Below are 16822 nucleotides of genomic sequence, written 5' to 3'. Positions count from 1 at the left end.
AGGTGGACTTGAAAATCAATGAATCCATGACCGGGCTGGTCAGAAAAAAACGGCCTGTCATCCACTGTATCACCAATTACGTCACTGCAACAGATGTGGCAAATATTATTCTGGCCTGCGGCGGTTCCCCCATTATGGCGGACCACCTGGATGAGGTTACGGAAATAACTGCCTTATCAAACGCCCTTCTTTTAAACATGGGAACCCCCAAAGAGAATGCAGCGGCAGCAATGGAAAAGGCCGGACTGGAAGCAAACCGGTTAAACCTCCCAGTCATCTTTGACCCGGTAGGGATCGGCGCCTCCCGTTACCGGACTGAAACAGCCCTTTCACTTTTAAGGAACGTAAAAGCAACCGTTATCAGGGGAAATGCCTCTGAGCTTCGGGTCCTGTTAAAGGAACTGACCGGGAAAAACATGCAAAGAGAAAACGGCTCTGTTGCCTCACCACGGGGAGTTGACGCTTCCTTTACTGATGAAATAAGGGAAGAAATCCTGGAATCTCTTAGGGAAACAGCCAGGGCCTTAAGCGCTGCAACCGGTGCTGTGGCCGTCATGACAGGGGCAATTGATATTGTCTCAGACGGAAAGGAAGCCTGGCTTATCAGGAACGGCTGCCCCCAAATGGCCCGGATCACCGGAAGCGGCTGCATGCTGGATGGCATCATTGCCGCCTATTGTGCTGCGGCCGGGCCTGCATTCTCACAGCCTGCCATGTTCCAGGCCGCCGCTCTTGCCACGGCTGCTGCCGGTCTCTGCGGGGAACTTGCGGCAAAAAGGGCGGAAAAAATCTCCGGCGGCACAGGCAGCTTCCACTGCTGCTTTCTGGATCAGGTAAGCCTTTTGGATGAAAACACCTTAAAAGGAGGGATAGACATTGAAATTTCGTAAGGACATGCTTTTCCTGTATGCTGTAACAGATCAGGGATTTACGGGAGAAAAAACCTTGACAGAACAAATTGAAGAAGCCCTTTCGGCCGGAGTGACCCTTCTCCAGCTCCGTGAAAAGAGCCTGGACAAAAGTATCTTTCTGGAGGAAGCCCTTATTGTCCGGGAGCTTACCAGGCATTACGGCATTCCCCTCATCATAAACGATGACGTGGAAATTGCCCTTAAGTGCGGTGCCGACGGGGTGCACGTAGGGCAGGATGATTTACCTCCCTTAGAGGTCCGCCGGTTAATCGGACCGGAACGCATTCTGGGTGTCACTGCAAAAAGCCCGGAACAGGCAAAAAGGGCATTTATGGAAGGGGCGGATTATATCGGGTCCGGTGCCATATTCCCAAGTCCCACAAAAAAGGACGCTGCTGCCTTGACCTTGGAGCAGTTGTCTGCCATCTGCCGCTCTGTTCCCATTCCGGTAACAGCTATCGGCGGAATTACCGGCCAAAATGTTTCCAGCCTGAAAGGAACCGGTATCGCCGGGGCTGCGGTGGTTTCCGGAATCTTTGGGCAAGGGAATATTACAGCAGCAGTCCATGGCTTAAAAGAACAGCTTTTAAAGGTGGTGAGCCTATGAGCCTGATTCTCCCTTCTTTCCTTACCATTGCAGGTACGGATCCCAGCGGCGGCGCCGGAATACAGGCGGATTTAAAGACTGCGGCGGCTCTTGGTGTCTATGGCTCCAGCGTGATCACCGCCCTGGTCGCCCAAAATACGACTGGGGTTTTCCTGACGGAAACAGTCAGTCAGGAAATGCTTGCCGCCCAGCTGGATGCCGTATTTACCGACATTCCGCCAAAGGCCGTAAAGATCGGCATGGCCGGAACTTCCCGGTCCATAGAAATCATTGGGGAAAAACTGAAAAACTATAACCGTTCTCCTGTGATCCTGGACCCGGTCATGGTATCCACCAGCGGACATTCTCTGTTAAACCCACAGGATGTTAAGACTTTAACAAGCAAGCTGTTTCCCCTGGCGGCTTTGGTTACCCCCAATATACCGGAGGCAGAGGCACTTTTATCCACAAAAGGGCGCCGGATATACACAGAAAAGGATATGGAAGAGGCTGCAATGGAGCTTTTCCACATCTTTCAGATTCCTTTTCTTTTAAAAGGCGGTCATAATACACAGGGCGCCGACGATGTGCTGTGCCGCAATGGATTTATAACCTGGTTTCCAGGAGAACGGATCCACAATCCAAATACCCACGGAACCGGATGCACCTTATCTTCTGCCATTGCCTGCGGGCTGGCCAGGGGCATGGGGCTGGAAGAAAGCATCCTGGCGGCAAAAGCCTACTTAAACGGAGCACTGAAAGCCGGCTTAAAAATGGGAAAAGGGCGGGGTCCCTTGTGGCATGGATGGAGAACATAACCATAGGAAAGCCGGAACGCATGGTGTATCGCGTTCCGGCTTTTGCCAACTCCTGCAGGACAGGCCTTATTTTCCCGTTTTATCTGCTTTCCAGTTTCCTGTAAAGATCAATGATCTCTTCGGCCATGACCTTAAAGACCTCCGCGCTCATCATCTGATCCTCCGCATGGGTCAGAATAAGTCCCATGGGCACTGCTTCTCCCGCCGCTTCTCTCTGGATTAAGTCCGCATGGGGCAAGTGGCCCTGCTTCATCATTTCGTCCCCTTCTGCGATCAGATGTTCCGCTTCTTCGTATTTTCCTTCTTTCGCTTTTTGTACTGCCTTAATATAGTTTGATTTTGCTCCGCCTGCTGCAGTGATCAACCGAAAGCAAATAAGTTCCATTTCCTGCATCTTTCCACCTTTTCTCTCTGCACAGAAACCATCAATCCTGGACCTGATGTTCCTGCTTTTCATACATTTTGTCAATCACCCTGATAAAAGGAAGATACACGAAGAATGACAATGCCAGGATCACAACCTGAAGCAGTGCCGTCCTCCAGCCTCCGATGAGAAATCCTGAAATAATGGGCGGACACGTCCAGGGTACCAGAATTCCTTTGTACATGGGGCAGAGTCCCGTATAAATCGCCAGATACTGAATGATTCCTGATAAAACAGGCATCAGTATAAATGGAATGGCCATAATGGGGTTTAACACAATGGGTGTGCCAAAGAGCACCGGCTCATTGATGTTAAAGCATGCAGGACCGATCCCCAGCTTGCCGACCTGCTTGCACTGAGTGGACTTGGCAAAAAATGTAAGGTATATGACCACACCAATGGTGATTCCTGCCCCTGTAACCGTCATAAACTGATCCAGAAACTGCTGGGTAACAATATGTCCGCCGTTTGCCAGTGTAAGCTCCCGGCCGCTGTCAATAATTGCCTGGTTTGCGGCAGTGTTTGCGGTGAGAATGGGTCCCATAATTCCCCCCACAAGCGTGGAGCCGTGGATTCCGAAGAACCAGAAAAACGGAATCAAAAATCCCATGGCAACCACTCCTCCAAATGAATCGGTCAGGCCCTGGAGGGGAATCTGAATGGTTTTATAGATCCACTCCATCGGGGTCGTGCCAAACACATTTTTTACAATGGCATACATGATGGAGGCTCCGATAATAATGGCAGCGCCCGGAACCAGAGCCGTGAAAGAAGTAGCCACTCCGTCAGGAACTCCTTCCGGCATCTTAATGGTAATGTTTTTCCTTAAAAATACCGTATAGATCCAGCCTGCAATGAGTCCGATCAGGATCGCACCGATCATACCCTGCCCGCCGGTCCAGGTCTTAAAAATAACTCCTACTGAAGCTCCCTCCTGGTTAGTTACAGTGGAAGGCTGAAGCAGCAGATAGGTACACAGGGAGATCACCCCAGCCGGCATTCCGTTGTATCCCTCATTTTTCACATAAGTATAGGCAATGCCAATGGAGGCAATCAAAGCCATGATATTAAAGGTGCTTTCAAAGGCCTGATTCAGCACCGGTGTAATGCCGGCGGCCTTAAGCCAGTCGGCAAAAGGCGTATATGGAAAATTCGCCAGAAGCAGAAAAATAGAACCGATGATCATCATGGGCATGGAATACAGCAGCCCATCCTTTAAACCACGAATTGCCTTTGTATTGATAAACACCATTAACTTTGGAACCACTTTATTATTTAAAAACTCTTTCATCCTCACTGTCCCTCCCTTTCTCTTCTCATTTACCGGCCAGCTTCCGGGCAAACTCCAGAACCTTTTTTCCATTGCACATGCCGTAATCCACCATAGGGATCACATCCAACGGAACCTGATGATTTTTACAGGTCTTGGAAACCTTGTCCTTTAAGTACCCCACCTGAGGTCCAAGCAGCGCGCAGTCCACTCCTCCCAGGTTTTCATCCAGGTCATTGACCGGATATGCAGCGATATCCGCCTCCAGTCCCTCTTCCAGGGCCGCCTGCTTCATTTTACTCACCAGCAGGCTTGTGGACATTCCCTGACTGCAAAATAACCGAATCTTTATCATATATTTTCCTCCTATAATTCCTCTCCGTTTGATTGAATTACCTTCTGGAACCAGTAAAAGCTTTCTTTCCTGCTTCTCTCCCCTGTTCCCTTACCCTGATTGTCCTTATCCACATAGATGAATCCGTAGCGCTTTTCCATCTCCCCTGTTCCTGCGGAAACCAGGTCAATGCAGCCCCATGGGGTATATCCCATTAAGTCCACTCCATCCTGTTCCACACATTGTTTCATTGCTTCTATATGCGCCTTTAAATATTCAATCCGGTAACCGTCATGTATCATGCCGTCTTCTCCCCGCTGATCATAGGCACCAAAGCCATTTTCCACGATGAACAGAGGAAGTCCGTACCTGTCATACAGCCAGTTCATGGTGTAGCGAAGCCCTTCCGGATCAATGGGCCATCCCCACTGGCTGGCCTTCACATAAGGATTCTCCACCCGGTCTCGACCTTCACGGTAATCATACTCCGGATTATCGTCCCTGTGCTTTACGGTAAAGGACATGTAATAGCTGAATCCGATATAATCCACACATCCTTCTTTTAACGCCTCCAAATCTTCCGGCCTTATATCCAGGACCAGCCCCTTCCGCTTCCAGTATGCCTTTATGTATTCCGGGTACTTCCCTCTCACATGGACGTCCGCAAACCAGCAGCGCTTCTGCATGGAAGACATGGACATCATCATGTCCCTGGGATCACAGGAGTAAGGATAAATGGGGCACATGGCCATCATGCAGCCGATCTTAAAGTCCGGATTGATCTCATGCCCTGCCTTTACTGCCAGGGCCGATGCCACCAGCTCGTAGTGGGCCGCCTGGTACATTAAATGTTCCCGGTTATCCCCTTCCTTAAAAAGAAGCCCTGAGTTGGTAAAAGGGGCAAAGTCTCCGTCAAAATCCGCCTGGTTATTGATCTCGTTAAAGGTCATCCAATAAGTCACCTTGTCCTTATACCGTTCAAAGCACACTTTGGCAAACTTCACGAACAGCTCCGTACAGATACGGTTTCTGAAACCGCCGTACTTGACAACCAGTTCATAGGGCATCTCAAAGTGAGACAGGGTCACTACCGGCTGGATTCCATACTTTCTGCACTCATCAAATAAATCGTCATAAAACCGGAGTCCCTCTTCATTTGGCTCTGGTTCTTCACCTCCGGGAAAAATCCTGGTCCAGGCAATGGAGGTACGGAAACACTGGAAACCCATTTCCGCAAAAAGGCGGATATCCTCTTTGTAACGATGGTAAAAATCAATTCCCTCATGGTTGGGATAATACTTTCCCTCTATGACTCCATCAGTTATTTTCCGTTCCTTTCCATTGGCTCCGGCTGTCATCACATCGGCAACGCTGACGCCTTTGCCCCCTTCTTTCCAGGCTCCTTCCAACTGATGGGCGGCAACTGCACCTCCCCATAGAAAATCCTTACTCAGCATAAGTATTATTTTCCTCCTTCAATGGTTTGTTTTTATGGTAGCATCGGAACACACAAAACTCCAACGAAAAAAATACCACATTCAATCTGGCAGTTTTTCTCCAGTCTGAATGTGGTATTTTTATTCTTCCAGCAGTTCCAGCAAAACCTCATACTCCGGTTCCTGGATTAAGCGCGTGACCGCCTCCTTATTAAGGGCAAACCGCGCGGTGGTTTCATAGAAGGTCTGGCGGTTTCTGTCCTCTTTCCTTCCTATGGAAATCAGCAGAACCACCTGGACCGGAAGTTTATTCCAGATGACAGGCTCCTTGAGAACCGCCACATAAGCAAAGGTTTCCTCCGAAGCGATCTGGTTAGGGTGAGGGAGGGTGATATAATTCCCATAATCCATCTGGGCAAAGGTTTCCCGCTCAAGTACCAGCTCATAAAAATTCTCATCCACCTTTTCCTGCTTCCTGATCACGCCGCACAGAAACTTTAATATTTCCTCCTTATGCTTCCCATCCACCGACTTAAGCAGCCGCACAGGTGTGTAATACCGCTTTATGATCCCCCTGCTGTTTCCCCTTTTAAGGGTCCTGGTGATCTTCTGGATATCATCCGCTTCTAAAAACGCCCCCACTTCTACAATGGGGACAGGAACCTCCATGGTAATTGGCACGGTGGAAAAAATGTAATCAACATTCTGGAAATCAAAATGTTCCAGCTCTAAGAGATCACAGACATAGATATTTCTTAAATAACCGGAAAACTCACTTTCATATTTGTATTTCAATAACCGGGAGCTTCCCTTTCCCGTGCTGCATACCACAAGAATATCAGAACATGGCTCCATCTTGTCCTTTTCCAGGGCAAGCTGAAAGATCAGGGCAAAATATCCGATCTCATCCTCGGAAATATCCTTTTTATAATGCTTTTTCAGCACTCCTACCGCTTCATAGGATATCTGGTATGCCAGACAATACTTTTGCTTGATCTCTTCCAGAATGGGGTTTTTTAAAGGAATATCATACCGGATCCTGATATCAAAGGGAACCAGATGCTGATTTAATGTCATCCGTATTTCAAAATTATTATGCATTTCCAGCCCGTATTCCCTGCTCACCAGTTCCATCATGGCCAGGGCAAGCTGGTCGGTCTGCTCTCTGATAACAAAATTGGAGTCATTTTCCAGTGTGCTTCCGATCATCCGCTTTCCCGCCAGATACAGGGAAAGATAATGTTCCTCGTCAGCAGTATAGGTGATCTGTTCCTGGGCCTCTACCACGGAAATAAGCTCCTGGATGAGTGCAGATTCCTTTCCCCTTATTTCCGGTAAGTTTTTCTTTTCCATCTGAAGATAAAAGCCTGATCTCATCCGTTTCCGGGCCACATAGGTATATTCCACGAAATTCTCAAAAGCGATCTCCGAAAGGCGGATCCCGTACTTCTTTAACAGGCCCTTAATGACTTCCGCCAAATGGACCAGCTCGCTTTCCTGATGGCTGATATCCACCCCTGTCAGACTTTGGCGTTTGATAAAATAATCGCTTAACAGCCTGCGGATATCAAACTCCCAGCCTTTGATCCTGATTCCGTAATTGGGTTTCCTGTCAATGGAAAGGCCGTAGCGTTTTAATATCCCTTCCACTGATTTAAGAGAATTGGACAAGGTGGATTTTGAAACATAGAGAAAATCACAAAGCTCTTCTATCTTTATATAATCCATTCTGGAAATTAAGTATGCAAGCAAATATTCTCTTCTCTCGATTTCCCTCTCCGGAAAATATTCCGTCTTTTCTGTTTCTTTTTTGATATATGCATCATATTTCTCCTGGTCATGAATCCGAAGTATATACCCAAACCTCGCTTTTGAGCTTATTTCCGCCCCATGGCCTTCCAGCAGTCCGCTTAAATCCTTCAGTCTCAGCCGTACCGTCTTTTCACTGACCTTCAGCCGTTCTGCCAATGTCAAAGCCGTTCTGTATTCTTCCTGACTCAAGAGCATCAGCAATTCCTGCAACTGTTTCCAAAGCATAGCCGTCTCCTTAGCACTTTTTGTCCTACAAAACCTTATTATCAGCATAACATGGCAGGCATAATTTTTCCATTTAGATTTTTACCACATTAATTCTGGTAATCGGAGGCGTTTCGGGCTGCAATCCTTTCTCCCCCTTCTCTCAGCTTGAACCTGTTCACCAGGCTCTTCAGCATCTGCGCCTGTCCTGAAAGTTCTTCACTTGCCGCCGCACTCTCTTCCGATGTTGCGGAATTGGTTTGCACCACTGCCGAAATCTGCTCAAGTCCTGCTGCAATCTGTGTGACAGCATAAGATTCTTCTTCAGAGGCTTTTGCTATCTGCCGGACTCTCTCATCCACGCTCTTAGATGTATCTACGACATCATTAAGTGACTCGGCAGCCTTATCTGCCAGCCTTCTGCCGTTTTGAATGGCCTCCACCGTGCTCTCAATCAGTGCCGTGGTATTCTTTGCTGCCTCCGCCGATTTTCCTGCAAGGCTGCGCACCTCATCCGCAACCACGGAAAACCCTTTGCCTGCTTCGCCGGCACGGGCTGCTTCCACAGCTGCATTTAAAGCAAGAATATTGGTTTGAAATGCGATGTCATCAATGGTTCTGATAATTTTTCCGATCTCCCGGGAGGTATCGGTAATTTCCTCCATTGCCTTCATCAGCTGCTGCATGTGCTGGCTGCTTTCTGCAACCTCCCCGCCTGCTTCCCCTGACAAATGGCTTGCCTGCCGGGCATTGTCTGCATTGTCTTTGATCCTCTCAGAAATTTCCGTTATGGTAGACGTAAGCTCTTCCACGGAACTTGCCTGCTCCGCGGCCCCCTGGCTTAGGCTCTGAGCGCTGTCTGATACCTGCCCGGCTCCTGCCGAAACCTGGTCAGAGGCAGAGTTGATTTCTATAAGGGTATTGCTTAAATTGCTGCGAATGGTCCGCATGGCGGTCAATATTTCCTGATAATCACCGATGTATTTTTCCTCGTATTTCGTATCGGTCCTGAAATTGCCTTCGCTCATTTCTCCCAGCAAATAGTTGATGTCCAGAATGATTGCCTTTAAATTTTCCGCCATCTCCAAAAAGGTCCTGGAAAGAACTCCGATCTCATCATTGCTTTTTGTATCCACCTGTATGGAAAGATGTCCGGAAGCAATTTCAGACGCAGCAGAAACTACACCGTTGATAGGCCTTAATACTCTTCTGAGAATAATGATAACAATGGCGACCACAGCCACCATGGATAATATAGAAACCACTCCGATTGTAACCGTTAACATGTTAATGTCTTTATTCAAGTCAGAAGTATCCAATACGGTCTGTGCCCACCAATGGGTCCCTTCCACATCAATGGGATAGAAAAACCGGGATACTTTATGCCCTCCTTCACGGACAGTCGTACATGTAAAAGCCTTTCCCCCGGCAGCTCCGTCCGTGATCTTATTCACATCCTCCGGATCCTTTATAAGCTCAGAAAGATTATGGCCAATGGAATCAGCAGATCCGCTGTCATATACCGTGGTGAAATCATCCGTGAGAATGCTCACGTAAAGGGTTTTATATTCCGCAGAAGATGTGGTTATTTTGTTAAAATGTCCAACGTCAATATCAGCCACAATAACTCCCTGAAACTCATCTTTATATAAAATTGGGTATACCGCAGTGATCATGGTAGTGCCCTGATACTGGTCAGGCTTTGTAAAATAAGGTTTTTTGGTTTCCTTTGCAGGCTTATAATATTCCTGTTCGCTGTAATCGCTGTATTTTCCAAAGGGCTTTGCCACTCGATTGGCCGCATCCTCCCGGTTCACATATAGGGCATAATCCTGTATGTTGTCATCGTACTTGCCTGGTTCAAAAAAGATGCCAAATCCTACAATATCCTCATCAGCTGCGACGGCAGAGCACATGCTGTTGATCAGATAATTTTCCACTTCAACGCTTAAATCAGCCATTTCCGTGTGATATACCGCACTTTTTACCTGGGCATTCTCCGAAGAAGAGATAACCGCTGTTCCCTGGTCATGCTCGTTTACAATATAGTCCAGCATGGCCGATGCCTGTTTTGATGCAGAATCCAGGATCGCCTGTACCTGGTTTCCATTTGCGTGGGCCAGATTGGTAAGCTCCGACCGGACCGCAATGCTGGTTGCCTGACCTGACAGGCGGACGGTTACAATACTTAAAATCCCAAAAACCACAAGCAATGCAGCCGTGATCACCATTGCAATTTTATCAGAAATTTTCCTGTATTTCTTTTGCTGCATGTTTCCTTTTCCAATTTTCATCTGTATTTTCCTCGCATCATTATTTTTTGAATATGATCCTTTTGACACTGTTTCAGCATTGCCTTAAACTTCTCATGCTCTTTTTTATGGATTTCATTCTGAATAATTTCCGCAGATCCAAAAGAGACAGAACAGTCCCTCTCAGTGAGATAATCCTTGAATTATATTGATTTGATCCAGACAGCTTTGGGATTTTATCCTCCTTCCGTTTTACAAATATATGTAAACCGCTTTTATTACTGAATACTTCCACTTTTCCATCTCCTCCCCTATGGTAAATCCATGTTTTTCTCATAGCCTGGCTGTCCCTATGAACCGCTTATCATTTAAACCTACCCTGAGACCTCCCATTCTGGCTGACCGCAAATAATGACAGCACTTTTTCCTGCTGGTTGTCCATTGGTAGTAAAAAGGTACACCTTGATATCACTGGCAAAATGTAAAGAAAATAAGAATAATAAGTGCAAAATATGTTGTATTTTGTCGAAATAGTGCTTATAATATACATAGTATTTTTATGCTGTTTCTATTTGATAAAAAGGTGTACCTTTTTATCAAATAATCAATGGAAAGAATCCCTGAATTGTATACAGAAATTCCTGGTTATAGCAACCATTTCTCACTCATCCGGTTTCCATTTTTATATATTGACCTGCAGGCTGTCGTTTTCCAAATACTAATATAGTAGAATAATCTATGAACCTCATGCCATAATTAAGAATGACAGGAGGTTATTTTAATGAAAAATTTTTACGGGTATATGAGGGTCTCCTCATTGGAACAGAATACAGAGCGGCAGAGAGTCGAGCTTCTCCGCTGGGGCATTATTGACAAGAACATATTTTGCGACAAATTGTCAGGGAAAGATTTTAACAGGCCCCAATATCAAAAACTAAAGCGAAAGCTGAAAGAAGGAGATGTCCTTGTTGTAAAAAGCATTGACCGTCTGGGAAGAAATTACGATGATATACAGGAAGAATGGCGGGAAATTGTTAAAGCAAAGAAAGCTGATATTGTGATCCTGGACATGCCGATCCTGGACACAAGAACAAATAAAGATCTCATAGGGACCCTGATATCTGATATAGTCCTGCAGCTCCTTTCCTATGTGGCACAGGCGGAACGGGAAAATATCAAACAACGCCAGGCAGAGGGGATCGCCCTTGCCAAAGCCCAGGGAAAGCATTTGGGGCGTTTTCCCACTCCCATTCCCGACGAATTTTACCCAGTCTATGAAAAATGGCAGAAGCGCATCTATACCCTGGAAACCGCAAGCAGGGAGCTGGGCATCACTGTCAGCCAGTTCCGGACAATGATCAAAAAATACAAGTCAAAGGCATAACCACTTTAAAACAGGCAGAACCGCCGGATTTTCCTGGCGGCTCTGCCTGCTGGACAGACACACTATTTCATTCATACATATTTATGAGAAGAAAGTCATTTATGGGAATTTCGGTTCCCGCCTCTCACCCTGGCAAGACAACAATCAAATCTCCGCGTTCTCCGGGACCAGTCTCACTTCAAAAACAAATTCCTCTTCATCAAACCGGTATTCTTTCCGAAGCTCCGGCCCGCAGCTAGCTGATCCGATCCCATCCTGGCGGTAATCCAGGCAAAGGACCGTATACCCGGAGGGTGTCAGTTCATAATTATGAGCCTTTCGCGTCAATTCCTCCTGGGTATAAACCGATGCGTTAAAGGAGAAGGTCCGTCCAGAAACTGTTGAAAGGGCGGTTCCCCTGCCTTGTATCTTCACAAAATCACAATCACTTCTGCTTCCATTCTCCTGCGGCCTTAAATAGTCCTCATGCATTTCCTTTACACAGGATGTAAATAATCCGTGGTAGCTTGCTCTTCTCTTATCCATGTAATTTTCCACCGGGCCGAGGCCATAATAGGTGATCTGATCCATGCTCTCTGGAAGGAAGAGACGAAGGCCGAATCTTGGAAGCTCAGGAAATTCCACATCCCGTTTTACATCCAGCTTCCCATCTAAAACACCATCCGTTCCTATGGTCCACAGGGCTTCCATGGTCAGAATCCTCTGAACCACAACCGCGGTGATTGACAGTGCGGTCCTTATTTCCACCCTCCCCTCCTTTATTTCCCAGGAGGTTTCATAAGCCCTTGAAATGGCCCGGTCATAACGGGCAGCCAGCCACTTGTTTTTTATATACCTGTCATTATCCGTTGGCGCCCTCCAGATGTTATATTCCATAGGGCGTTCCAGAAGAGTCCTGTTTTCAAATACCATCTCCTGAAAACAGCCGGTCAGCTTGTTATAGGTATAGGAAAAGTTTGTTCCATTTATAAACAGGTAACGGTCATCTTCCTTGATCTTAAAGCATCCGCCATCTCTTTCCTTTGTCTCCTGCCTCTCTGACATGCAAACCCCGGTCTGGTTTCTCATATCTTCATTTTCAAGCAGTACCTCATCAAAGCCTAAAAAGCTTCCTGCAGCCAAAAAAGCGCTGCTCTGCTTTAATAAATAATTGACCTTTAAATAACAAGCTCCTTTTTCCGGAACTACAAAATCTAAAGTCAGGCTTCCTTTGTCATGAGGCTTTATCTCCGGCATATCCCCCTCACCGATCATCCCTTTTGCAATGATCTCCCCGTCGCAGGTCACCTCATATCCAATGACCGCATAATCCTTTAAATCAGTAAAATCCATGCGGTTATGAAGCTCCAGCTCCTTCTTTTCCTGATCAAAAGAAACCAGCCTTGCCGGACGGTACACATTTTTAAATTCCATCAGCCCTGTATGTGGCCTCCGGTCCGGATACACCAGGCCATCCATGCAAAAATTGCCGTCATGAGGGTATTCCCCGTGATCTCCTCCATAAAGGTACATAGGCTTTCCGTCCAGGGTCCTTCCCTGATATATGGCATGGTCGCACCACTCCCATACAAAGCCGCCGCAAACCCCGTCATACTGGTCAAACACCTTATAATAATCCTCCAGATCCCCGGGCCCATTGCCCATGGCATGACTGTACTCACATAAAATAAACGGCTTTCCCGCATTTCTTCCCATATACTCATGGATTTCCTCCAGCTTGGGATACATGCGGCTGTACAGATCCAGATTGGAAAAATCATATTCCTTGCTCTTGTCCCGGTAACGGGCTGCCTCATAATGGGTGAGCCTGAAAGGATCAAAAGCTTTTGTCCAGGCAAGAGCAGCCTCAAAGGTACAGCCATAGGCGCACTCATTTCCCATGGACCAGATCACAACGCTTGGCCGGTTCTTATCCCGTTCCACCAGAAGCTGCGCCCGGTCAACGGTCGCCTGGGTAAACTCCGGATTATCTGCAATGGCCCGGTTCCAGCGGTCATGCACTGCCTCTGCGGAATTGTCCTCCATGTAAATGGAGTTGGTACCGTGGCTCTCATTGTCAGCTTCATCAATGACATAGAAGCCGTACTCATCACACAGCTGATAGAACTGAGGTCCATCAGGATAATGGCTGGTGCGGATGGCATTGACATTGTGCTCCTTCATGATCCTTAAGTCTTTTTTCATCTGTTCCAGACTGATGACAAAGCCTGTCACAGGATCGCTGTCATGGCGGTTAACCCCATGAAACTTGATCTTTTCCCCGTTAAAGTAAACCACCCCATCCTTTACGGCAATCTCCCGGATTCCCAGGCGGTCCACAATCACCTCATTCCCGCATTCCAGGACCACCGTATAAAGGTAAGGCCGTTCCGCATTCCAAAGCACCGGATCTTCTATGGTTATAAATATTTTTCCATCCTCAAGTCCTCCCTCATGGCCGGTGATCAGATTTCCGCTGGAATCATATATCATTGCCCTTATGGGAATCTCTTTTCCCAAAAAGGTGACATCTGCCTGAATATGAGCCTGATCCCCCTCCAAAGAAATTGTTAAAAAATAATCAAAGATGCAGTCCTCCGGCCTCTTCAAAAGATACACATCCCGGAAAATGCCGGTCATGCGAAACTTATCCTGATCTTCCAGGTAACTTCCGTCGCACCATTTTAAAACCAGGACAGCCAGGGTATTTTCTCCCTCCCGGATAAGCCCTGTCACATCAAATTCGCTGGTGGAATGGGATACCTGGCTGTATCCCACATAGCTTCCGTTCAGCCAGACATAGAAACAGGAATCCACGCCTTCAAAGTTTAAAAAAGCCCTGGGAGCATTTTCATCCCTTTCATAGACAAAATGGTGCACATAAGCCCCGCATGGATTCTCAGCAGGAACATAGGGCGGGTCCATGGGAAACGGATAGCGTACATTGGTATACTGATGCCTGTCATAGCCATAATTCTGAAAGCATCCCGGAACCGGAATATCATCATAAGTTCCCTTATCATAGTCTTCCAGAAAAAATTCATCTTTCACATCATAAATGCTGTCAAAATAACGGAATTTCCACACCCCGCTCAAAAGCTCAAACCGGTCAGATTCCTCCCTGTGCTCAATAAGGTCAAAGCGCGCCTTAGAGGCAGGAATATAGTAAGCTCTGTTTGGCATGGTATTTTCATGAAGCAGGTGTAAATTTTCATAATGTCTGGGCACGATCATGGTCAGTTCCTCCTTTTTTATTACCTTTCATTATAGAATGAAAGGTAATAAAAAACATATCTCCAATTAGACAAAACATGCACAAAATGATACTGTTAATCTTACAGCTCCTCTTAAAACAATAATTTTTGCTTAAAATCGGGATTCTTGGAACTTTTAACCTTACCAACAACTACTACTTAAATGCAGTCAGAAAACAATATGTTCTGCTTTGTAAATAGCGGGGTCTGAAATTCCGGATACCTGCTTTTTACATCTTCTATTCCAGCAAATACCTTTTGGTTTTCCGAACATATATTTGCATAATAGCCTTAGGAGTTGGAGACGTTGTCAAATGACAGAAGTATGCAGCCCTGCAGCGCCCTATCCCAATTCGGGGCAGCGATACTGACTTTCCCTATTATCCTATTCAATAAGAAATTTTCATAACAAAATCTGTTATGCATAAAATATATTACATATCTGTTAAAACAGGAAAGGAATAATCTTGTTAAAAGTAATAGACGATAATTATTATGACTTAATTGTCAACAATGGTACTCTCTCATCCTATAATGAAGATGATATTACATTATTGAACGAATTTCATTCTTTGATACATGTGGAAAAATATGAAGCAGATTCTTGCAGTCTGGAACAGGGTCCTTATGCAACTCTTCCAAAATTGTTCTCACTTACATCAACCATTAGCATTGAAAAGTCTGGTATGGCAGATGTTCAAAGGGACCCCAATTTTAGTTTGTTCGGCCAAGGGGTTATTGTTGGTATTGTGGATACGGGCATTGATTATCAACACCCTTCATTCATTAACAATGACAGAACTACCCGCATCCTGTCCATATGGGATCAAACGGTACAAGAAGGCTCCCCTCCTCAGGGCTTTACGTTTGGAACGGAGTACAGCAAGAATTATATAAATAATGCTTTAATATCGAGAAATCCTTTATCCGTTGTCCCCTCAACAGATACTAATGGCCACGGGACGGCTATTGCCAGTATTATTGCCGGTAACTCCAATCCAGAGCTGTCTTTTTCCGGCGTTGTTCCAAATACAGAGCTGGTAATTGTAAAGTTGAAACAAGCAAAACAAATCCTAAAAAATATCTTCTTTGTTCCAGAAGATTCCCTGTGTTTTCAAGAATCAGATATCATGCTCGGACTACGTTACCTAATGACTATATCTCAAAGAATGAACCGCCCTCTCGTCATATGTATAGCTCTGGGGAGCAGTCAGGGAGGCCATGATGGTTTTGGCCCGATAAGTATTTATCTGGACAGTATTGTACGATTACCCGGCATAGGAATTTCTGTTGCCGCCGGAAATGAAGGTAATAATAGCAGACATTATTTTAACAATACCGTTTCTGAGCCTTTCTACAACAACTTCCTCTTAAATGTAGGAAATAATGATACTCGTTTTTCAATGGAGATCTGGCCATATGCCCCACAAAGACTTTCCATCGAAATTTCGTCCCCTGATCTTGAGATCACACAGATTGTTTATCCATCATCCACTGAATGTCAAAGATTTACTTTTAATAATAGCCAGAGTATAGTTTGGGTTAACAACATCTCTTTTGAGAGCGGTACCGGAGATCCAGTAATATTAATACGATTCGAAAATCCCATTCCCGGAATTTGGCATTTCCGTGTTCGAAACAATGAGAATGAGCCGTTTTCTTTTCATTCCTGGCTCCCTTCTGGAGATTTAATATCGAATGATACATTTTTCTTAGAGGCTAATCCAAATACTACAATAACTTCGCCTGGAAATACCATGAGTATATTAACTGTTACCGCTTATAATCAGCTTATAAATAATATTCTCATTGAATCTGGAAGGGGTTATACAAGAGGGGGGCTGATTAAACCCGATATCGCCGCTCCCGGATACCAACTTCCCTGTGCACTTCCTGGAAATCAATATGGAATGCTTACCGGAACAGGGGCCGCTGCTGCCCATACAGCCGGAGCCATTGCTATGATCTTAGAATGGGCTTATGTTAAAGGTAATTTTACCGCTATTACCGGTACTCAAATTAACCGGGTAATTATACGCGAGGCCCAACACAACATTGCATATATCTATCCAAATAATATATGGGGATATGGTCAATTAAATATATATAATGTATTAAATCTATTATCCAGTATTATATAAATTTGTACTTATAGTAC

12 protein-coding genes are annotated in these 16822 nt (G+C 45.8%); 5 read left to right on the top strand and 7 right to left on the bottom strand.

Annotation, left to right across the window (positions count from 1 at the left end; translation table 11 throughout):
- Positions 1-8 precede the first annotated feature (8 nt).
- From thiM to thiD, 3 genes are read left to right on the top strand one after another with little or no spacing between them, the layout of a single operon-like run.
- Positions 9-890: a hydroxyethylthiazole kinase gene (thiM, locus tag K401_RS0114090; protein ID WP_024293545.1), complete on the top strand. Its 882-nt coding sequence runs from the start codon at positions 9-11 to the stop codon at positions 888-890.
- Positions 877-1518, top strand: a complete 642-nt coding sequence (gene thiE / locus K401_RS0114085; RefSeq protein ID WP_024293544.1) for a thiamine phosphate synthase — start codon at positions 877-879, stop codon at positions 1516-1518. Before thiM ends, thiE begins: the two co-directional genes overlap by 14 nt.
- On the top strand, positions 1515-2315 hold the full coding sequence (thiD, locus tag K401_RS0114080; protein WP_027352443.1) for a bifunctional hydroxymethylpyrimidine kinase/phosphomethylpyrimidine kinase: 801 nt from the start codon (positions 1515-1517) through the stop codon (positions 2313-2315). Before thiE ends, thiD begins: the two co-directional genes overlap by 4 nt.
- Positions 2316-2394: 79 nt before the next feature.
- Here thiD and K401_RS0114075 read toward each other — a convergent pair whose 3' ends face one another.
- From K401_RS0114075 to K401_RS0114050, 6 genes are all read right to left on the bottom strand, one after another.
- On the bottom strand, positions 2395-2709 hold the full coding sequence (locus tag K401_RS0114075; protein WP_024293542.1) for a PTS sugar transporter subunit IIA: 315 nt from the start codon (positions 2707-2709) through the stop codon (positions 2395-2397).
- A 31-nt stretch (positions 2710-2740) separates the two neighbouring features.
- Positions 2741-4030 (bottom strand): PTS sugar transporter subunit IIC, encoded by a 1290-nt coding sequence (locus tag K401_RS0114070; RefSeq protein ID WP_024293541.1) that lies wholly within the window; start codon positions 4028-4030, stop codon positions 2741-2743.
- A 25-nt stretch (positions 4031-4055) separates the two neighbouring features.
- Complete coding sequence (locus K401_RS0114065) at positions 4056-4364, bottom strand: PTS sugar transporter subunit IIB (RefSeq protein ID WP_024293540.1); 309 nt, start codon at positions 4362-4364, stop codon at positions 4056-4058.
- A gap of 11 nt (positions 4365-4375) precedes the next feature.
- Positions 4376-5800, bottom strand: coding sequence for a 6-phospho-beta-glucosidase (locus tag K401_RS0114060; protein WP_029700787.1), 1425 nt, complete (start codon positions 5798-5800; stop codon positions 4376-4378).
- A gap of 120 nt (positions 5801-5920) precedes the next feature.
- On the bottom strand, positions 5921-7816 hold the full coding sequence (locus K401_RS0114055) for a BglG family transcription antiterminator (protein ID WP_024293538.1): 1896 nt from the start codon (positions 7814-7816) through the stop codon (positions 5921-5923).
- 89 nt (positions 7817-7905) lie between these two features.
- A complete protein-coding gene (locus K401_RS0114050; protein WP_024293537.1) occupies positions 7906-10089 on the bottom strand; it encodes a methyl-accepting chemotaxis protein in 2184 nt (727 codons plus the stop codon).
- 739 nt (positions 10090-10828) lie between these two features.
- Here K401_RS0114050 and K401_RS0114040 point away from each other — a divergent pair.
- Positions 10829-11431: a recombinase family protein gene (locus K401_RS0114040; RefSeq protein ID WP_024293535.1), complete on the top strand. Its 603-nt coding sequence runs from the start codon at positions 10829-10831 to the stop codon at positions 11429-11431.
- A gap of 144 nt (positions 11432-11575) precedes the next feature.
- Here K401_RS0114040 and K401_RS0114035 read toward each other — a convergent pair whose 3' ends face one another.
- A complete protein-coding gene (locus K401_RS0114035; RefSeq protein WP_024293534.1) occupies positions 11576-14644 on the bottom strand; it encodes a glycoside hydrolase family 2 TIM barrel-domain containing protein in 3069 nt (1022 codons plus the stop codon).
- Between the two features lie 487 nt (positions 14645-15131).
- Between K401_RS0114035 and K401_RS0114030 the strand changes: the two genes are divergently transcribed.
- Positions 15132-16805: a S8 family peptidase gene (locus K401_RS0114030; protein ID WP_024293533.1), complete on the top strand. Its 1674-nt coding sequence runs from the start codon at positions 15132-15134 to the stop codon at positions 16803-16805.
- Positions 16806-16822: the final 17 nt, after the last annotated feature.

It is taken from the genome of Lacrimispora indolis DSM 755 (assembly GCF_000526995.1).
Taxonomy (GTDB): domain Bacteria; phylum Bacillota; class Clostridia; order Lachnospirales; family Lachnospiraceae; genus Lacrimispora; species Lacrimispora indolis.
This window is presented reverse-complemented; position numbering and strand designations above follow the sequence as displayed.